A 19227-nucleotide genomic window follows, 5' to 3' on the forward strand; every position below is an offset into this window, starting at 1 on the left:
CAAAAGCAATTAGGCAGTCAGTTAGGTGTGACTTTTCAACAAATCCAAAAATATGAAAAAGGCTCTAATCGTATAGGCGCAGGGCGTTTACAGGAGATTGCCGACATTCTTAATGTTCCCATTTCCTTTTTTATTCTGGTCTCTCAACAAAAGAAGACGTCTTGTATTGCTGTGATGAAGGGATCGCAAGTAAAGAAGAGCACATTCTTTTGAAAAGTTTTAGAGAGCTCAAACCTAAAAAGCAGAAAGCAATTTTAAGATTAAATTTTCGTTAGAATCAAAAAAAAATTAAAGAGGCTCTTGCTAAATAATAAATTATTATATAAAGCTTTTTCTAGAGAAGGGGGTTAACATTTCTCCTCCCCCCCCCCCCGCAGAAATGTCCAAATAAAACCTCCTTCTCATCGTTTTAAAAATCACGAAAAATTTTATCTTTTATCCTTTATTTTTTTTAAAAGAGTGACTTATTTGTGCTAGAAAAGTTGCTGTATTAGGCAAATTGGAGGGTGGGGTGTTTTTAGTAGGGATTTGGGAAGGGCTGGAAAAGTCGTCTTGCCAAATAGAGTTCTCAAAAGAAAATCTTGGAAAGAAACTATCAAAGGGGTGGCTTAAAAGAAGCTACCAAAAATCCGGAACTTCAGGCTTTAAATGAGGACCAATCCGTACCGCCGAGACCTTTTCTGCTAAACCGGTGCGATCTGAAATCTCAACCGCTAAACCACAAAGGGTGGCAGGACCACATGCCGGTTCAAAACGATCTTGCTTCGTCTTATAAAGAAAACGGTGTAAGGGTTCTTCTTTATCCATTCCAAGAGATGAATTATAATCTCCACACATGCCTGCATCTGTTAAATAGGCGCTCCCACCTTCTAAGATCTGCGCGTCAGCCGTGGGAATATGCGTATGTGTGCCAACGATAACACTTACACGACCATCAAGAAAATGGCCAAAACATTGCTTCTCGCTTGTCGTTTCTGCGTGAAAGTCAAAAATAATCGTATCGGCTTGCTCCATCAACGAACAGGCAAGCAGAATATTTTCCGCTGTTTCAAATGGATCTTCTACTTTACACGGCATAAAAACGTTGCCCAACAGATTGGCGACAAGAACACGGGCGCCATTTTTTGCCGTAAAAACACCAGAACCTTTTCCAGGAGTTTCTTTCGAAAAATTGGCAGGGCGTAAAAAACGATCACTCTCATGGGCATACTGCAATGCTTCTTTGTGAGAAAAAGCATGATTACCTGTGGTGACAACATCAACACCGGTTATCAAAAGATCTTGATACGTTTCTTGTGTGAGACCAAAACCACCAGAGGCATTTTCACCATTTACCACAACAAAATCAAGCTGCCATTTCTCAATCAGTTGAGGAAGGTGTTCAAAAACAGCTTTACAGCCTGTGCTACCAACAATGTCACCTAAAAATAAAAAACGCATAGGCGCTTTAATCACATTTTAACATTTTAAGAAACCTTTTTCTGTAAAAATTCCTTGTACCTGTAGATCATATTCTGTCGGAGGAATAGAGGAAACCTCCTGACATGAAAATCCTATGCCCCATAATATCATTTGATGCCCTTGTTTTTCAAGAGCTGCAACAGCACGGTCATAGTATCCTCCTCCATAGCCAAGACGGTGACATTGACGATCAAACGCAGAAAGCGGAACAATAATATTATTGGGGGCAACAACGTCATTGTCTGCACCCGGACCAAAGGTGCCAAAACGCATGGGCTCTAAAATTGTGCTGGGCGAAAATGCACGGAAAATCATGGTGGTGGAATCAAGAACTGCTGGTAAGGCTAAATGCCCACCGCGTAACGCTACAGCATCCAGTAAAGGACGCGGGTCAATTTCCGATTTAATGGGCCAATAGCCTGCTAAAATGAGGCGTGAAAAATCGGTTCCCTTCTTTTCAAGGTATTCAATAAAGTGGCAACAAGCACGCTGCGAAAAGAGTGCACGCTCTTCTGTTAAAAGAGCATCACGACGCGATAAACCGTTTTTGCGTTGCTGTGTGCGAAGGGATGAAGCAGATTCATAGAGGGGATTATTTGTCATTGTCTCGTCAATTGTTTTATAAGATGCTGATATTTTATCCATTGTTGGCGTTTTGTAAATCTCTGTTAGGACAAGAGCTGTGCTCATGAAAAAAAAGCATGAAAAAAAGTGTGTGCTCTTTAGGGGGTATTTTGGTGCGACAAGCCGCTTTTGCGTTGCTGTGTGCGAAGGGGTGAAGCAGATTCACAGAGGGGATTATTTGTCATTGTCTCGTCAATTGTTTTATAAGATGCTGGTATTTTATCCATTGTTGGCGTTTTGTAAATCTCTGTATGGACAAGAGCTGTGCTCATGAAAAAAAAAGCATGAAAAAAAGTGTGTGCTCTTTAGGGGGCATCTTGGTGCGACAAGCCGCTTTTGCGTTGCTTGCGTGCGAAGGGATGAAGCAGATTCACAGAGGGGATTATTTGTAAGTGCCGTTTGTTTTATAAAATAAAGCCTATCGTAATTTTTATTTCTTGAAAAGAGAGTATCGTCATTGGTCTTATGTAAAAGGACGCTCTCAATTTTAGCTGGAAAAATTTGATGTAAAAAAGTTATATAAATAAAGGGTGATCCACAACAGCCGATGGAAAAAGCTGATCCCGGGAACCTATACAAATAGGTGGGCGCCATATGAAAAAGCCCACGGGCTTGATCAGGGACAGCTCCCTTGGAGATCATTAAGGTCTCAGGAATACGTTATTTCCTGTCGAGAAGCGCAGAACACCCTCCTTAATATAAAACAATTTCAGAGCTTCTGCTAGAGATAAAATAACTTCGCTCTCTTCTTTTTCATAAAGTATTTCAGGAGAGATTGATGATATTGTCGGTGGTTGCTCGAAATGGCTGTATGATGGATGGCTTATTCAAAGTAAAAAAGCAAAAAATATGAGTGGGGGTGGGTGATTGAGTGACGTAGAACGGTTTATTGGCAATGGCTTGATTAGCTCTTTTGCGACAATGCTTGATTTTTATGTTTCGGGGGTAATGCTTGGAGGAGTTTTGAAAGGAATATTTCTTATTTCAAGGATGTTGGTTGAATTGGTGTTGCACCTTTGAAGTTTTTGCTTTGTGAAGCCATATTTCAGGGCTGTTTTATCAACTTTGAAGGGTGGAGGAGAGCCGATACGGTATGTGCTGCTATATGGTTGAAGCTCATAAATAAAAAACAGACGGTGATAGTTTATTAGAGGCGCTAAGCGATGTTTTAAGCTTTTTTCAAAAAGTATTTTTTGAGGATCGTGTTTACAATTTTTTTTATCCATGATGGAAGGTGTGAAAAGAAGAAACGGCTGAAGAGGACTTAGGCGTGAAGCCCGTATGCTTGCTATGAGAAGAAATTCTGTAAGGGGCATATTGGCAGTGTTTGGAAGATGCCTTCAATACAAAAAAGGTCCAAATTCAAAAAAAGGCACTGTCAATTGTGTGGGGGGGTGATGGTGTGGTTATAAGCAGGGGCAGTTTATTGAGTGGAATGTGAAGCCGGCTTGCGTCTTATCTAGGTTTGAAAGGATGCCGTAAAGTGTCTTGTTCTTGAATGGTTTTAAAGAGCTTGGGGTGATTGTTCGTCTAACAGAGCTTGCACGCGCTTTTGAATCCTGCGCATTTGTGGATAGTAATCCAATGCTGTTTCATAAGCTTTAAGAGCAAGTTTTGGACGCTCCGTTGCTTCCATGACAACGCCAAGTTCAAAAAAAGCACTATAATTGCGCGGCTCAAGTTCAAGAGCATGGTTGAGATCAAGCAGGGCAAGTTTGAAATCGTTCAGTTGAATGTGAATCCAAGCGCGTCTTATCCAAGCTTCAGAATGAGTAGGTAAAAGTGCAAGAGCATTGTCAATATAATCAAGCGCAAGTCCATAATCGTCGCTGTTGAGTGCATTTTCAGCCCATGACATTAAAAGATCAATCGTCTCACTCCCCGATTGGGACCATAAATGTTGAAGTTGTTGACTGATCTTTTTCGCTTTAGCAACATCAGCACAATATTTCAATTCTTTGAGTAAACGTGAAATTTCTGCTTCTTTGCGCTGCTTAACTCTGTCAACATGGGAAAGCTGCTCTTTGTCAAGATCTTCAAGAATAACCGCCGAGGAATCAGAATCGGAGGGCGTTGAGGAAGGGGGAGGAGAATTGGGAATAAGATCATCTAACGGTAAAAGCGATTGTGGAGAAGGCCGATCTTCAGGAAGAGAAGGAGGATTTTGCCCATAGCTCGAGGGAACAAAACAAAAAACGCCAACAAAAAAAAGAAAAAACGCGCGCTGAAAAATACAGAAAAAACGCAGCTGAAAAAATCGAAAGGCTTTTAAAAAAATAGAAAAATCCATAAAAACAAGCCCCCAAAAGATAAATCACCAAATATTATCAAATACTAGACTTGTAATCAACGGACTTATAACCAAAAAAACGCAAGAAAATCTTTTTAAGCCTACAATCAAAGTAGGCATAAAAACATTGATCCTAAAGAAATTAGTCCTAAAAGAATTAGCCCTGACGTGCTCTAAAACGTGGGTTCGTTTTATTAAGAATATAAACACGACCCTTACGACGCACCAAACGATTGTTACGGTGGCGCTCTTTTAGTGCTTTAAGCGAATTTTTAATTTTCATCATATTCACCGTTTAAATAGTTTACGTAACACAATACTATAATACAATATTAAAACACGAAAATACAATATTACAACCCCAATAGACTGCTTACTCTATGAGCATTGCATTGCGATATCGTACTTGCATGATAACATCACACGATACACTTTTTCACTGTGATCACAAAAAGAAAAGCGCACTCTTAAGGTACGCATTAACCACTTCATTAGCACAACGATAAGTGAAAATTGCAAAAAAGTAATAGAGATTTAACAAGAAGTCTTATTCTTGTCAAGGGTATATCCCTTACAAATTCCTTAGGGTGTGTTAATGGTTGCCTTGAAGGTAAAAATTTTCTCGTAAAAAAAAGGACATAAAAAAGCACAAAGAGTGGAAAAAAGTAAAAGCCTTGTCAGCTTTAAACAAATAAGCTCTGTTAGGGAGTGTTGCAAGAACAGGAGCGCTGTTGAGCCGTTGGATTGTTGAAGTGGTGTGGGTTTTTGTCGTTAAGGGCAAGGGGGGGCTTCTTAAAACGCAAGGGGCTTGTTTGTGGGGGCTCGTGAAGCCCTGTCAGGTGCGTGCGCCGGCTGAAATGCTTGAAGTGGGGGGAAGAGGGGACGCCGTTGGATTGTTGAAGTGGTGTGGGTTTTTGTCGTTAAGGGCAAAGGGGGACTTCTTAAAACGCAAGAGGCTTGTTTGTGGGGGCTCGTGAAGCCCTGTCAGGTGCGTGCGCCGGCTGAAATGCTTGAAGTGGGGGAAGAGGGGGAGCCGTTGGAATTGTTTCTTGTATTGGCTATACGCACATAATATCATGCCTATAGTTTCAAACGTCCCCTTATGAAAAATCTCATACCCTCAATATGGGTCATCAATAACTGGTAATCACATTAAATACGTCTAGAAATATGAAAATAAGGATTATGGTATTTTAATACCACGTTTTTCACGACTTTTTTTATTTATTAATTTCTTTATTACATTTTTGAATTGCTAAGTTTAGTCCTGTAAGCGCTTTACGGTACAGTTTTCGATATTTAATGGTAGAATAAACAAGCCAAACGGATAATGTTATTATTGCACAACCGACAATGATCCCTAGAATGCGCCCTAATATTATAGCTTCAGTCATTTTCTCTCCTTATTATATTTTGATTAGCAACCGCTTCGTCTAGTTGTTTCATTACTTTTTTCAGTTTCTTCTTTACTATGATCCGTAGCACCAAAGAGATTGGTATCGAACCGTACAGAATTAATCCGCATATCAGCCCGATTAAACTTGCAGCATCCATTTGAGGTTTATCCGCACTGCCTAATATTGAGAGAAAAATGTATAAACAGACGCTTATAAAGATTATGAATATAAATTCTCCCAGTGAAACAACACCAGCCTTTAATGTTTCCTTAACTTCTTTTTGGATATCGAGGACTAAGTCCCATTGAGAAGATGTATCATTTTGTTCTTTTGGTGATGCATTTGATAGGTTTGGTTTTGTCATGTTGATATTCGTTTGTTTCTTGAAGGTCTTGTCTTTTGATAAAGCGAATAACTCAGTTTCTCAGACTATTTTTATGAAATGAAAAAAGATTTCTGTACTTGTTATAATTATAATACGAATGACTTGCTACGTCTGTAGCGCATCTTCCCTTTATTATTATGAGGCATGTACAATTTTTCGTGCCGCTGTATAAAAGATTCGTTTTGTGAGTACAATTATATTTTATCACTAAACTATAGGCGAAGAGGCATTTAATATGAAGTGTTCATATTGGCTAGAATTTACTTAAGAAAAGCTTGATTGTTGACAGATCGGCACAGAAATCTTCGTCCTTGAGTGCTGTTAGGCGCGCAAATTTGAATAATGTAACTTTATAGGGGAAAGAACGAAGGCGATAGACATAACGGAGGTCACAAATATTACAAATGTTAAAGTGAGTGATATTTTAAGCGGCTGGTGTTTTAGCGTGTAAGCTAAATTTACGGTTTTCTTTCAGTGTGGAGTGTATGTACATCTGCTCTTTTAAGCCTTATCGCGAAATGAAATAAGGAGAGACGCTTCAAGCCCTAGAAAATACGACACAGGTAATATCGCCTTATGAGGGGAGAGAGGATATTGCTATGATGGATAAGCTTAGTACTGTAATGATATCTTTGACATGAAACTCAAGGGGTGGTGCGGAGCGCTTGGGAATTTTGTGAAAAAATGAACATAAAAAGGGAGACTAGAGGCAATGAGAACGCATTGTTAGAATGCTCTCTATAGGCCGCAAGAGGTAAGTTTATCCTCTAAAGGTTGCAATTAAAGGCCTAAAGATTGGCATTAAAAGAAAAATGAAGGGGCTGCGTATGTTATAGGGGAATATTTATGCTGTGGGAGGTGGAGGGGTAGTGAAATTGGGGGCTGGTGGATTATTTTTAGCTGGGGGATATTTTTGAGAAAAGGAAGGGGAGAAGAGCTAGGGGGTGGAGTTGAAGGGTTGGGAGCGCTTGTTGTGCTGCTTGGATATTGGTGTGGAGTGAAGCTTTGTTTTTGAGGGCGGATGAGATGTTCGTGTAGGATGAAGCGGTTTGGAGGGGGAAGAGGTGATGTTTTTAAGAGAGAAGGAGCTTTTAGGAGGGCTTCACGCCCTTTCAGGGGAGAATTAAAAGGTTAGGGGCGCTTTTGAAGCCGATGGATATCGGTGTGGGGGGAGATGTTGTTTTTTCAGTTCATTTAGGGGAAAAGTGTGAAAAAGTATTTGTATATATGTGGGCTTAAGATTTGTTGGCTGGTCCCAGTAATTGGATGATATGCCCCATTTTTCGGTTGGGGTGAACAGTGCTTTTGCCATATAAATGGATCGAGGTGCGCTCTTGTGTGAGGAAATATTTTAACGTGCTAAAATTGTTACCAATAAGATTGGTCATTTGGCAATCGCTATGGCGATAGGGACTGCCTAAGGGAAGTCCGCAAATAGCACGGATATGCTGTTCAAATTGTGAAGTTATGCATGCCTTTTGTGTCCAATGACCAGAATTATGGACACGCGGTGCTAATTCATTCACTAAAAGATGACCATTCGTTAAGACAAAAAATTCAATGCAAAGAACACCAACATAATTGAGGGCATCCATAACTGTTAAGCTGATTTCTTGAGCTGCTTTTTGCACCTCAGGTGGAATATGTGATGGAACAAAGGATTTATGAAGAATACCATTTTTGTGTTGATTTTCAGGGCAGTCATAAAAAATATGTTCTCCTTGTTTTGTACGTGCCGAAAGAACCGAAATTTCCGATAAAAAAGGAACTATTTCTTCCAAAATACAAGGCTGTTCCTGAAAAGTCCTTAAGGCTTCGTCAAGGGTTTGTTCATCTGGGTGATCAAGCTTGATCTGGTTTTTTCCGTCATAACCAAAACGACGCGTCTTTAAAAGACCACGTCCGCCTAAGGTATCAAGAGCGGAAAGAAGAGAAGAAGAATTGTCAACAGCGTGCCATAACGCGGTGCCAATCCCTTGATCACGCAAAAATTGCTTCTCAAAAAGTCGATCTTGCGTGATCTTTAATGCTTTGGAAGAAGGATAAACAGGCTTACTCTTTTCTACATATTGAACCGTTTGAAGCGAAAGATTTTCAAATTCATAGCTGACAACATCACACTGAGAAATAAAATGATCTAAAGCTGATATATCGTCATAGGCGGAAACAATATGGTTGTTTGCTGTTTGAGCGGCTGGGCAATCGGCTTCAGGGCAAAAAATAACGGTTCGAAATCCTAATTCTGCGGCCGCTATGGCGAGCATCCGTGCTAATTGTCCCCCCCCGATTAAACCAATGACGCTGCCTGGAGGTAACATGGTGAAGGGAGTGGTGTTGGATGAGGTGGTGTTGGCTGAGGGGGGGGTGGAAAACGGTGCCATTTTAAACCTCCGTTACAGGCGTTTGGGCGACATTGGCTGTTTGTTGTTGACGCCAATCTTCTAATCGTTGGGCGAGATCATGGTCATAAATGGCCATAACGGCTGCGGCTAAAAGGGCTGCATTAATTGCGCCTGCTTTGCCAATTGCTAATGTGCCGACGGGTATCCCTGCTGGCATTTGCACGATTGAAAGCAAAGAATCTTGACCAGAAAGAGAGTGAGAATGCACTGGAACGCCAAAAACAGGAAGAGGAGTAAGGGCTGCTAACATACCTGGAAGATGCGCTGCACCCCCCGCACCGGCAATTAAAACTTTAAACCCTGCTTCTTTTGCTTCTTTTGCAAATTGATAAAGGCGTTCAGGAGTTCGGTGTGCTGAGACAATATGCGAACTATGAGAAATACCAAGATTCGTCAAAATATCTGCACTATGGCACATCGTTTGCCAATCCGATTGGCTCCCCATTAAAATCGCCACATCACATGATTTTTTCATCATTCTCTATCCTTTTCAAAGGTTCAATGCGATTCTTTATCATTATTTTTTTAAAGTTTTATATTCTTTTTGCAAAGCCAATTGATGACAGAGAAACAGTTATTTTTCAAATAAGGCGGAAAGCTAAAAATTTAAAGGGGATCTCGAGAGATGAAAAACTAAAGTATTGAAGGCATGAAGCACTTCTTGTGAGGGGGGAGGGGAATGCCACGGGGTGGTGTGGGACCCATGAGGCTGTTGAGCTTGCGGCATTGTCTTTTATTTAAGATAAGAGGGAAAAATGCATTGAGGAAAAGCCATTGATTATAAGTTTTTTTTAAAAAATGTCTTATTTTTTATTTGCTAAAATAAACAAGATCACCATATGATATAAAATCTGTTGCAATTTGAAACATTGCTTATGAGAAAAAGAGATTTTTATGTCAAAAATGTGTTGCAAAATGAGGATATTCTTTTGAGAAAAAAAGAGATGTATATCTCTCGATTTCAAAGCCTATTTATTTTGTTGTTCAAGTGATTCTTTTGTGAGTGGGGGATATAATCTTTATAGGGGATATAATCTTTATAATTGTCGATATATCTTTAACAATGGCTGATATAAGGGGAAGCGAATAATCAACGCTTTTGTGCTTTTAACGCTTTTGTTGAGATGTGCTTCTGAGCGATTATATCGTTTTTTCACTTAAATATAATGGTAATATCAATCGCGAGTGACGAATTGTGAATAATAAATCCATGGTCTCTTTTTTGCCCAATTTTGTAATATGGTGAACGCTGAAATAAATAAGAGTTAAACAACGGATGTAAAGGAGATTTAAAAGCTATGTTTCTTCCATTTTTAATCGCTTTAGGTACTGCAGTAACGACTATGTGTGGTAAAAAAAATATAAGTTATGCTTTGTGGGCAATTTTATTCGTTGTCATTCTTCTCACTTTCAATCATCACGCAACTTCTACTTTAAATTTATCTTTTTGAGAGAATAGCCATGGAACATGTTGAACAAAAAAATCCTCACTTCGTCATCTTTATGAATACGCTAGGACTCTTTGGGTTATCTATTGTCTTGGTGGTGGCTTTTTATTATCAATTGGTAAAGTTTGAGTTACCTTGTCCCCTTTGTTTGCTGCAGCGCGTTGGATTGATGCTGGCAGGTTGTGGGTTCTTACTCAATATTCACCATAAGGTGAAAAATACCCATTATGGTATGGTTATTCTTGGTTGTATGGTAACCAGTGCTGTGGCAGCACGGCAAGTGTTTTTGCATATCACACCCGATGATTTAGGATATGGTTCAACGTTCTTTGGATTGCATTTTTATACTTGGGCTTTCATTATTTCTGTCCTTTGTATCTTTGCTGTCTCATTTGTCATGATTTTAGGCGAATTGGCACACAAGTTCAAAGAATTTTCTCCTTTTCCAGTCTTGAGTAAAGCGGCAAGTTTCTTATTTGTGTTTTTGATTGCGGCAAATTTGATTTCTACCATACTGGAATGTGGTGGTGGGCAATGTGCCGATGATCCTGTAAGGTATGAATTGTTATCAAATTGGTTCCCTTCACAGTCTTGAAATTTTTTAATAATCCCTCATTATAATTTTTATTGTTAAAGAGGCGGAAATATTTAAGAATCCGCTTCTTTTTTATTTATTGGGAAGACATTTTAGCAAGATTGTTCGATAATCTGATCTTTTATACCAACGCTGGCTTTTATGAGCGCTGGCGATTGATATTTTTTTAGCGAAGACTTGTACTGTGAATCTTTTATGCTGTCTTTTGAGAGAGATGAAGGGATTGATTGGCTTGGAGGCGTTTGTAGAAGAAGCCCCAGACTTTTGAGCCGCGTAGGTTAAGAAGCCTCGTTTTTTAAAGGTGTATTAACGATAAAAATTTTTTGTTCTTGATTTTTCTTAACATTGTGTTAAATTGATCTTTGTATTCATTTTGGTGCTTCTAAAGCGTTTTTATTGCTTCTAGAGGGATTAATTTAAAATTTTGAAAGTTATGTGAATAATTTTCTGTAGAGGTTTGTTTATTAGAGGCAAACCTTTTTTTTTTATCTAAGTTTTAGATGTTTTCTCTCAGTGTGAAGCTTTTTTTAGAAAAAGGTAAGCGGTTTGATGATGACTCTCTTATTTATTAATATATTGATTTATAATAATAAATAACCATTTTAACGTGAAGCGCGTTGCTGAATATAATAAAATTCCTCATCACCAGTTCTCTCATATTAAATCAATTAAAATTACTTGGCTTATACATCATAAGTGAGTGGGCCATGTGGGTCAAAACTGTACAAGAAAGGCATGCCTTTAATGAAGTGTCTCTTGAACCGAAGGCTGTCTGCAACATTGGGAGCTGGCAGAGTTTTTGTGATGATGCCGGCTTGTTCTTCTATAAGCGTAAACTTGTTTTTCCATAAGCGTAAAGATAGGGGGGGGCTGAATGGATTTTATATCCTTCATGGGAGCTTACCATTCCTTTACGGGTAGCGTTTTGCAAAATGGGTGTGATGGAGCGTTGAGAGATCTTTCTTTAAAACAAGCGCGTGAATATGCAACATAAGTATATTCCTTTTGGCACGTTTTGTATTACGAAAAAAATTGATTTATAAGAAGGAGTTATCGTTGCGGATGTTGAATGAGAAAAACGAAGAGCTTCTCTCATTTCAAACTTTCTTATAGTCAATTAATTAAATGTGCTCTTCTACGTTACAAAAAAGCACTGGGTGTAAATAAAAATTCTTTTAAAAGTCGTAAAATGCTTCTTATGACCCCTTTTGATCGTTAGAATTTTTCGAAAAATTTTATGCTGGTTAATACAAATAATAGGGCGGTTTATATCTATGATTTAAGTGAAAATAGGGGGATTTAGATGAAAAGGGAGGTGAGATTTTAATGACAGTTGTTGAAAACGTTATTGTGTAATGCATTTTTTGCAGATTTTCTGCTTTCTGTAAATACGTAAAAGCGTAAAAACGGAAATGTGCAAAAAAGGAAGCTGGGACTTTATGCGTGGTGTATGATTTTATCATGGCATGGAATGTGGAGAGAAGATTGGGGGGGATGAAGAGGCGGGGGTGTTGAGGAGAGAGGGTGTGGGGAAAGTTGTTTTTGAAGTGGGATTGACCGGTGCTTTGCGTGATCTTACTTTAGGGTGGTGAAGGGGCAAGAATATTTTAAAATAGGAGGTATCTGTCGCGTTTGATGCAACATTATCCTTTGTGGTGTCGTGATCTGAAATCAGCAGGGGAATTGGCTAGAGTAAGAAGCTGTATTGTTGACAAACCTATGTTTACAAAGTGGTGCGGGGGGAATTTGAAAGTTTCATTTGGCTGCTTTCTGTAAATGTGGAGAAGCATCAAAACGTTGATCCGTAAAATAAAAACGTATGTCCGTAAAATGATGCGGAGGATTTATGCTTTGTGTGCTCTTTTGCTTAATCAGAAATCAACCACAAGATTGCTTTTTGTTTTTTCGGCTGGAGCTCTCTAAAATTTTTCAAAAGTGAATGTTCTTTTTCGCTGTATGTTTCTTGATTGTGGTGTAAGAGAGTGTCTTTTGTGGGAAGATTTTCTTTTGTGGCAATGTCTGCATAAAAAAAGCTTATGGGAACTTCCAGTTTTTGGGCGATTTTGAGTAAACACCCTGCGCTTACACGATTGAAGCCTTTTTCATATTTTTGGATTTGTTGGAAACTGACACCTAAATAGTTTCCTAATTCTTTTTGGGAAAGTCCCATGGCAATTCTTCTTTGACGAATTCTTTTACCTATCAAAATGTCGATAAAATTTGGATTTTTAGTTGGCACTTCAAGCCCCCCCTCCGGTTGCGAGCGCCCTCGCATTGGTATTCCGGGAGTCTAAAAGTACTGAACCCTAGTCAGCTTTTTTGCTTTTAGTGCTCATCGCACCTGGACATAGCAAAAACTCCCGGAATTCCGGGATACCCACAAGAGTGGGATAAATTCATGTTTTAGGTTTCGGGTTTTTGATCCCCTATTGATCGTTGCGTAGACGACCAAAATTACAGTATTCATTTATAAGGCAATTTCAGAAAATTGGCAAGAGAAATCAAAATAATCTCAAAGTCTATAAGATTGGGTACTTTTTAAAAAAGTGCGAAATATGGATTATAAATCGCGTCTTTTGCTTAATCAGAAATGTCGATAAAATTTGGATTTTTGGTTTGCACTTCAAGCCCCCCTCCGGTTGCGAGCGCCCTCGCATTGGTATTCCGGGAGTCAAAATACTGAGCTCTAGTCAGTTTTTTTGCTTTTAGTGCTTAAAGCACCTGGACATGGCAAAAACTCCCAGAATTCCGAGACACCCACAAGAGTGGGCTCATTTTACGCTAGAGCTTAGGGTTTTTGAATCCCTCTTGATCGCTGCGTAGACGATCAAAATATCTTTTAAGTGATAAAGTAATTTCAGAAGATTGGCAAATGAAAATAGTTTTTATTTATAAACTTTATTTTTTAATGAGAGGCTTTCCGCCTCTCAAACTCTCCGGAACGCTCACCAAAATCATGAGATCAGACCCGCTTTTAATGAGGGGACTAACAATCCTAGGTTCTTAAGGTCAAGGAGACCATTACATGGCGCCTAACGGCGTCCTTGACCCCCAGAACTTAACGGCTTGTTTTGTCCCTCTCACGCGGCTCCGAAATCATGATTAGAAGGGGAGCTTAAAAACGTATATTCGTGAAAAAGGAGTAGAGGATTTGTGCATTGTGTATGCTTTTGGCATGGCATGGAATGTGGTGAGATAAATGGGGGAAAGAGTTTTTGTGAATGGAGTGGTAAGCTGGGATGAAGCCTGCGGGAGATTGAAGGGAGAAGAGAGTGTGGGGGCGGAATAGGAATGAACAGACTAGAGGGGGAAGAGGCGGTGGTGCGAAGGGATGCGTAAAGGATGGTGTGAGGAGATAGCGCTTTGTTTTTATGGTACTTGATGAAGTGGTGTCATTTGAGGGGAATCTGAAGTCCGTGGGTGGGTGATCTGAAGTGCTTGGGGAGATTGGCTAGGCAAGAAGCTGGGGTAATACTATTGTTTATAGAGTGGTGCGGGGTGGAAGTTTCATTTGGCTTTATTCTGTAAATACGTAAAAGTGTAAAAACGGAAATGTGTAAAAAAGGAAAAGGCTTTATGTCGTTAGAGGCGTTGTGGTTAATGATACGCAATGTATAGGGATCGTGTTTTCAAAGGTAGGAAGAACAACATAAATGGAAAGAGTGGCTTAGAGGAAGCGTGTGAAGAGAGAGAAAATGGGGAAGGCTGTATGGGAAATGCATAGAGTATGAAGTGTGGGGCAGTGAAGCATGTTGTGAATGGTGTGTGAAGAATGGAGAAGGTTTTTGAGAAAAGGAAGGGCTTCTGGCGTGGGGGGGGGAGTGGTGTTTATCTGAAGGGCGCATGTTTAAGGTGTGGAAGGTGAGGAAAAGTTGGAGAGAGGATGATTGTTCGTAAGTTGTGGAGGGATTAGTCAGAGGTGTTGGGAAAATGCTTTAGGGGAAAAAATTAGCGTAATTTCTTGTCACACTGAAACCAAAATCATCATAAAAATTGAAGGAAATTAGCGGGTAAAATTGGTGAAAAAAAAGTTTTGATTCTTAAGGTGTGGGATGACGTTTTTTGAGAACATGAGAGAGTAAACTTGAAAAACCTTTCCCTTTTTGTGGAATTTTTATTCACAAACTTAAGAAAATAGGGTATGAACGCTGGAAATAACGCGCAGCTTAACAAAATATGTGCACTGTAAAGGAAATGTTTGTTTATGTCAAAAGAAGAAGTTTTAGAATTTTCTGGTATCGTTACTGAACTCTTACCTAACGCGATGTTTCGTGTGAAACTGGAAAATGATCATGAAATTATTGCCCATACCGCTGGTAGAATGCGGAAAAATCGTATACGGGTGTTGGCCGGTGATAAAATCATGGTGGAAATGACACCTTATGATTTGACAAAAGGGCGTATTACATATCGCTATAAGTAGCCTCGTGGGTGGCTTGCACTTTTTTCTAAAAGCTATCATATTATTTCTATTATTTTTTAACAGTTTTTTAGTTTGCTTTTCATGAGTGAAAAAAGGGGAGTGTTTGAAGAGCCTTGAAAAACTGTAAAATCGATGCGGAAAAAGGATAAGGAGATCAATAGCGCTTAAAAGGGAGGCTAAAGGGGCGCTTAAAAGGAGGTGAGAGGGAAGTCAATTGTGAAGGGGTGGAAATGAGAAATATAAGAGAGTGGGGGGAAAAACGTTTGGCAGATACTCTTACAGAAGAAATTTATTTGGTGCTTGCCTCCGCTTCGCCAAGGCGTTTAGCGCTCTTGGCACAAATAGGGATTGATCCCCAGCAGGTTTATGCAAGCGATATTGATGAAACGCCAAAATTAAAAGAACATCCTGCAAACCTTGCCAAACGTTTGGCAAAAGAAAAAGCACTGAAAGCCCAAAAAATTTTGCGCTGGTACAGTCAGAATGGTCAAGACGAGTTGCAGAATGGTCAAGAAAAATTACCTGGACAGAAAATGATTATCTTGGCGGCTGATACCGTGGTGGCTGTTGGGCGGACCATTTTCCCCAAACCAGAAAGCGAGGATGAGGCTTATGAATGTTTACGATACCTTTCTGGGCGTTCGCATAAGGTCTATGGTGCCATTTGTGCGCTCAATGAACGTGGAAAAATAACCGTAAAATTGGTTGAAAGTCGTGTTCGCTTTAGACGCTTAACCTCTGCCATGATGAAGGCTTACCTTGCTTCAGGAGAATGGCAAGGGAAAGCGGGGGGCTACGCTATCCAAGGAAAAGCAGGGGCTTTTGTTGTCCATATCACGGGTTCTTATTCTAATGTTGTGGGATTGCCTTTGGCTGAAACAGCCGATCTCTTGACCGCTTATCACTATCCACTTTTCACTCACTGGGCTGAACAAACGCATTAGAAAAACTTTAAGGTAAGATCAATGCAAGGTGAAAAGCAACAAAAAGAGAAAAGCAAAAATGAAAAAAAAGCAACAGAAGAAAAGTTAATGAAGAAGCCAATGACAAAGGTGTGCCAAGAACAAAAAGAGCTAAATTTGCAAAAAGAGACCCGTCCTCCGCATCCTTGTCCTATTTGTGGTCAGATGTCACAAAAATCTTCTTATCCTTTTTGTTCCACACGGTGCCGAGCTATTGATCTTAATCGTTGGCTTTCAGGCTCTTATATTTTACCACCCCCACCACAAGTAAGTGATGAAGAAGAATAAAGAGTTCTCTTGAGAAAAGAACGCTAAAGCGTTTTTTTTGTGTGGAAACTGAAGGGGAGGCGCGCGGGATTATCGTAAATGTATTTAAGAGCTGGATTAACGGCTTGCTTATTATCGTCATTCGCAAAGACGCAGATTAAGTTCAATCAACGATGGAAGTTTTAATACATATCTAAGACTTATCCCCAAAGGTTTTGTTTACCATGGATAATTATAAATTGCTTTGTTGCATGAAGGTCGATGGTGCTTTGTTGCGTGAAAGCTGTTGGTGCCTTTAGGGCGTGAGGAAAAATTGGTCATCTAATCAGTATTGCTAACAAAAAAGAGGGGCGCGTGTTTTTGTGCAAAGAGACGGGGCAGTAAAAAATCGCTTGTTGGTGCTTTGTTGCGTGAAAGCTGTTGGTGCCTTTAGGGTATAAGGAAAAATTGGTCATCTAATCAGTATTGCTAACAAAAAAGAGGGGTGCGTGTTTTTGTGCAAAGAGACGGGGTAATAAAAAGTTGCTTGTTGGTGCTTTGTTGCGTGAAAGTTGTTGGTGCCTTTAGGGTGTGAGGAAAAATTGGTCATCTAATCAGTATTGCTAACGAAAAAGAAGGGGTGCGTGTTTTGGTGCAAAGAGACGGGGCAGTAAAAAATCGCTTGTTGGTGCTTTGTTGCGTGAAAGCTGTTGGTGCCTTTAGGGTATGAGGAAGAATTGATCATCTAAGCAGTATTGCTAACAAATAAGCAGTATTGCTAAGGAAAAAGAGGGGCGCGTGTTTTGGTGCAAAGAGACGGGGCAATAAAAAGTTGCTTGTTGGTGCTTTGTTGCGTGAAAGTTGTTGGTGCCTTTAGGGTGTGAGAGAAAAATTGATCATCTAATCAGTATTGCTAACAAAAAAGAGGGGCGCGTGTTTTGGTGCAAAGAGATGAGGCAGTAAAAAATCGCTTGTTGGTGCTTTTGCTGGGTAATGGCGTGGTGTCCTTTGGGGGGTGGATTGATTATATCGTGATTGTGACCGTATCTGTGTTCACGTGGAAAGCTGATCAATATGATGTCGCTTTTATTGGAGCGGCAACATTATTACCTGGTATCGTTTTGTCTAAGCCAATTGGAATGGTGGTCAGTCACCGTTCTATGATCCATTGGTTGCGGGCGTCACTGCTGTTACGAGCACTCTGTACTGTCGGTTTATTGATGGCGACGAGTCTGCAAGGATTTATTATACTGGCAGTTATTCGAGCGACATTCAACAGTCTAGCCATGCCTGCAATTTCCGTTCTTAGTGCAAATTCGGTGCCTGAAAACGGACGGACTCGTTACTATTCTGTGCTTAACATGATCAATAGCGCGGCAAAGATGATAGGACCTGCTTTGGGGAGTGCTCTGTCTGTACTTTTATCAGATACCTATACTTTATTGTTTTCTGGATTTTTGACATTGCTAGGCTTTATGGTGTTTTGTTGTCTTGGTGCACAACCTGTCTCGTCGCTCATGATAAAAACAGCGAATACCATAAAATCAAAGCAGAGGCTTTATGGGACAACTTGGTATGCCTATGTGGCGGTGATGTTTGTGTATTTTGCCATGATCTTTATGGTGAATAATCAGTTGCCGGTTATTCTTAGTGCAATGAAAATGAATAAACAGGCTCTTGGGATGCTGGTATCGGCTTCGGCAATCGGTAATTTTCTCTATGGATTTTGGAGTGTGAAACAATCAAAGCATAAACCCCTTACAGGCAAAATATCAGAGTTGTTAATGCCGGCAATGTCAACAATGATTGGTTTTGTCATGATCTCAGTGTGCTTTTTTTACTTTGATTTACTCCGTATTGAGACTTTGTTGCTCTGTTTTTTCCTTATTGGAATGGTTAGCGCTTACTTTTCCATATCTTCTAATGTTTATCTGGTAAGCAATTTCAATGAACAGATTGGATTGGCTTCCGGATGGGTGCAGTCTATACAAAATTTAGCTATGTTGGTGGCGCCGTTTGTTGGAGCGTTTGTTTTAGGTCACACTTCGGCTGGAAAATTGTTCCTTCTTTCTGGATTGAGTGGATTATGCTGTTTATTGGCTATCAGGATATTGCTGAACCGTTCTTTGTTAATTGTTCGATCTCAATGATTGGCTCATCAATAAAACAAATGTTTTAAATCATTTTTCTGAGATTTAGAGGACGTGGAGATAATCCAACATAGAGCAGCTTTTTTGACGTTATAGGTTTAATCTTTGATTTTTACTTAAACGCTCATATGTTTTTTTCGGGGCTTTGCCTTCTTGACGCTGTTCTACCGTCTCGTAAACGCAATAGGGGGCATGGTTTTGAGTAACAATGTCATTTTTGTTTAACTCCGCTTTGCTACGAATAGCCAAACTTAAAAAACTCAGCTGCCAATCCTTAATCAGCTTGACTTGAAGCAATAATGGAAACAGAAAACGAGGAGCTATAGTGTGAATTATCTTATATGCCGTAAAATATCATTCTTGGAGGTATGGTGATATCAGGTATGGGAAACTTTAGGCAGGGGGTATGTTAATTGTTGCTCTTTTTCCTAATCAGAAATTAACCATAAGATTGCTTTTTGTTTTTTCGGCTGGAGGTCTCTAAAATTTTTTAAAAGGGTGTGTTCTTTTTCGCTATAGGTTTCTTGATTGTGGTGTAAGAGAGGTTCTTTTGTTGAAAGATCTTCTTTTGTGGCAATGTCTGCATAAAAAAAGCTTATAGGAACTTCCAGTTTTTGAGCGATTTCCAGTAAACATTTGGCACTTACACGATTTAAGCCTTTTTCGTATTTTTGGATTTGTTGGAAACTGACACCTAAATGGCTTCCTAATTCTTTTTGGGAAAGGCTCATTGAAATGCGTCTGTGACGGATTCTTTTGCCTATCAGAATGTCGATAAAATGTGGATTTTTAGTTGGCACTTCAAGCCCCCCTCCGGTTGCGAGCGCCCTCGCATTGGTATTCC

The 19227-nt window shown here is 39.7% G+C and carries 21 protein-coding genes, 1 other RNA gene and 1 pseudogene; 11 read left to right on the forward strand and 12 right to left on the reverse strand.

Translation table 11 applies throughout. The features are described 5' to 3' along the window. Window positions 1-275 (forward strand): annotated as a pseudogene (locus tag ACFINI_RS08455) (helix-turn-helix domain-containing protein); the annotation flags it as partial. A 343-nt stretch (window positions 276-618) separates the two neighbouring features. Here the strand turns inward: ACFINI_RS08455 and ACFINI_RS08460 are convergent. From ACFINI_RS08460 to ssrS, 4 genes are all read right to left on the reverse strand, one after another. Next, window positions 619-1440, reverse strand: coding sequence for a TIGR00282 family metallophosphoesterase (locus tag ACFINI_RS08460; RefSeq protein WP_375613599.1), 822 nt, complete (start codon window positions 1438-1440; stop codon window positions 619-621). 18 nt (window positions 1441-1458) lie between these two features. Then, window positions 1459-2064, reverse strand: a complete 606-nt coding sequence (locus ACFINI_RS08465; protein ID WP_375647699.1) for a 5-formyltetrahydrofolate cyclo-ligase — start codon at window positions 2062-2064, stop codon at window positions 1459-1461. Window positions 2065-2183: 119 nt separating this feature from the next. Continuing rightward, window positions 2184-2357, reverse strand: a complete 174-nt coding sequence (locus tag ACFINI_RS08470) for a hypothetical protein (protein ID WP_375621484.1) — start codon at window positions 2355-2357, stop codon at window positions 2184-2186. A gap of 256 nt (window positions 2358-2613) precedes the next feature. Beyond that, window positions 2614-2774, reverse strand: a non-coding RNA gene (ssrS, locus tag ACFINI_RS08475) — 6S RNA. Between the two features lie 178 nt (window positions 2775-2952). On the opposite strand from ssrS, the gene ACFINI_RS08480 reads away from it, so the two are divergent. Beyond that, complete coding sequence (locus ACFINI_RS08480) at window positions 2953-3105, forward strand: hypothetical protein (RefSeq protein ID WP_375613598.1); 153 nt, start codon at window positions 2953-2955, stop codon at window positions 3103-3105. 484 nt (window positions 3106-3589) lie between these two features. On the opposite strand, the gene ACFINI_RS08485 is transcribed toward ACFINI_RS08480, so the two are convergent. Both ACFINI_RS08485 and ykgO read right to left on the reverse strand, forming a co-directional pair. After that, the gene (locus ACFINI_RS08485) at window positions 3590-4375 is read right to left on the reverse strand and encodes a tetratricopeptide repeat protein (RefSeq protein WP_375647677.1); all 786 of its coding nucleotides are present in this window, start codon (window positions 4373-4375) and stop codon (window positions 3590-3592) included. A 157-nt stretch (window positions 4376-4532) separates the two neighbouring features. Then, a complete protein-coding gene (gene ykgO, locus ACFINI_RS08490; RefSeq protein ID WP_004863016.1) occupies window positions 4533-4658 on the reverse strand; it encodes a type B 50S ribosomal protein L36 in 126 nt (41 codons plus the stop codon). A 448-nt stretch (window positions 4659-5106) separates the two neighbouring features. Between ykgO and ACFINI_RS08495 the strand changes: the two genes are divergently transcribed. After that, complete coding sequence (locus ACFINI_RS08495; RefSeq protein ID WP_375647680.1) at window positions 5107-5352, forward strand: hypothetical protein; 246 nt, start codon at window positions 5107-5109, stop codon at window positions 5350-5352. Window positions 5353-5595: 243 nt separating this feature from the next. Here ACFINI_RS08495 and ACFINI_RS08500 read toward each other — a convergent pair whose 3' ends face one another. The 4 genes from ACFINI_RS08500 to purE form a co-directional block, all read right to left on the reverse strand. Further along, a complete protein-coding gene (locus ACFINI_RS08500) occupies window positions 5596-5769 on the reverse strand; it encodes a hypothetical protein (RefSeq protein ID WP_375611660.1) in 174 nt (57 codons plus the stop codon). Next, entirely contained in the window at window positions 5762-6136 is a 375-nt protein-coding gene (locus ACFINI_RS08505; RefSeq protein WP_375647684.1) for a hypothetical protein, read from the reverse strand. Before ACFINI_RS08505 ends, ACFINI_RS08500 begins: the two co-directional genes overlap by 8 nt. A gap of 1256 nt (window positions 6137-7392) precedes the next feature. After that, window positions 7393-8538 carry a 5-(carboxyamino)imidazole ribonucleotide synthase gene (locus ACFINI_RS08510; protein ID WP_375647687.1) on the reverse strand — a complete coding sequence of 382 codons (1146 nt, stop codon included), beginning with the start codon at window positions 8536-8538 and terminating at the stop codon, window positions 7393-7395. 1 nt (window position 8539) lies between these two features. Continuing rightward, a complete protein-coding gene (purE, locus tag ACFINI_RS08515; protein ID WP_375647692.1) occupies window positions 8540-9037 on the reverse strand; it encodes a 5-(carboxyamino)imidazole ribonucleotide mutase in 498 nt (165 codons plus the stop codon). 820 nt (window positions 9038-9857) lie between these two features. Between purE and ACFINI_RS08520 the strand changes: the two genes are divergently transcribed. The 4 genes from ACFINI_RS08520 to ACFINI_RS08535 all read left to right on the forward strand — a co-directional run bounded on the left by ACFINI_RS08520 (window position 9858) and on the right by ACFINI_RS08535 (window position 12194). Further along, entirely contained in the window at window positions 9858-10010 is a 153-nt protein-coding gene (locus tag ACFINI_RS08520) for a DUF5993 family protein (protein ID WP_273790835.1), read from the forward strand. A gap of 10 nt (window positions 10011-10020) precedes the next feature. Further along, a complete protein-coding gene (locus tag ACFINI_RS08525; RefSeq protein WP_375613594.1) occupies window positions 10021-10602 on the forward strand; it encodes a disulfide bond formation protein B in 582 nt (193 codons plus the stop codon). 707 nt (window positions 10603-11309) lie between these two features. Next, a complete protein-coding gene (locus ACFINI_RS08530) occupies window positions 11310-11453 on the forward strand; it encodes a hypothetical protein (RefSeq protein ID WP_375638483.1) in 144 nt (47 codons plus the stop codon). A 615-nt stretch (window positions 11454-12068) separates the two neighbouring features. After that, a complete protein-coding gene (locus tag ACFINI_RS08535) occupies window positions 12069-12194 on the forward strand; it encodes a hypothetical protein (RefSeq protein ID WP_375647697.1) in 126 nt (41 codons plus the stop codon). A 275-nt stretch (window positions 12195-12469) separates the two neighbouring features. On the opposite strand, the gene ACFINI_RS08540 is transcribed toward ACFINI_RS08535, so the two are convergent. Next, a complete protein-coding gene (locus ACFINI_RS08540) occupies window positions 12470-12841 on the reverse strand; it encodes a helix-turn-helix domain-containing protein (protein ID WP_375647701.1) in 372 nt (123 codons plus the stop codon). A 1965-nt stretch (window positions 12842-14806) separates the two neighbouring features. Here ACFINI_RS08540 and infA point away from each other — a divergent pair. The 4 genes from infA (at window position 14807) to ACFINI_RS08560 (ending at window position 18383) form a co-directional block, all read left to right on the forward strand. Further along, window positions 14807-15025: a translation initiation factor IF-1 gene (gene infA, locus ACFINI_RS08545; protein WP_004857577.1), complete on the forward strand. Its 219-nt coding sequence runs from the start codon at window positions 14807-14809 to the stop codon at window positions 15023-15025. A 230-nt stretch (window positions 15026-15255) separates the two neighbouring features. After that, on the forward strand, window positions 15256-15969 hold the full coding sequence (locus ACFINI_RS08550; RefSeq protein ID WP_375610660.1) for a Maf family nucleotide pyrophosphatase: 714 nt from the start codon (window positions 15256-15258) through the stop codon (window positions 15967-15969). A 21-nt stretch (window positions 15970-15990) separates the two neighbouring features. Further along, window positions 15991-16275 (forward strand): DNA gyrase inhibitor YacG, encoded by a 285-nt coding sequence (gene yacG / locus ACFINI_RS08555; protein ID WP_375611670.1) that lies wholly within the window; start codon window positions 15991-15993, stop codon window positions 16273-16275. An 899-nt stretch (window positions 16276-17174) separates the two neighbouring features. After that, window positions 17175-18383, forward strand: coding sequence for an MFS transporter (locus tag ACFINI_RS08560; RefSeq protein ID WP_375647703.1), 1209 nt, complete (start codon window positions 17175-17177; stop codon window positions 18381-18383). A 428-nt stretch (window positions 18384-18811) separates the two neighbouring features. On the opposite strand, the gene ACFINI_RS08565 is transcribed toward ACFINI_RS08560, so the two are convergent. Next, window positions 18812-19183 (reverse strand): helix-turn-helix domain-containing protein, encoded by a 372-nt coding sequence (locus ACFINI_RS08565; RefSeq protein ID WP_375630103.1) that lies wholly within the window; start codon window positions 19181-19183, stop codon window positions 18812-18814. Between the last annotated feature and the right edge of the window lie 44 nt (window positions 19184-19227).

Source organism: Bartonella sp. AA56HLJMS, assembly GCF_042197145.1.
Taxonomy (GTDB): Bacteria; Pseudomonadota; Alphaproteobacteria; order Rhizobiales; family Rhizobiaceae; genus Bartonella.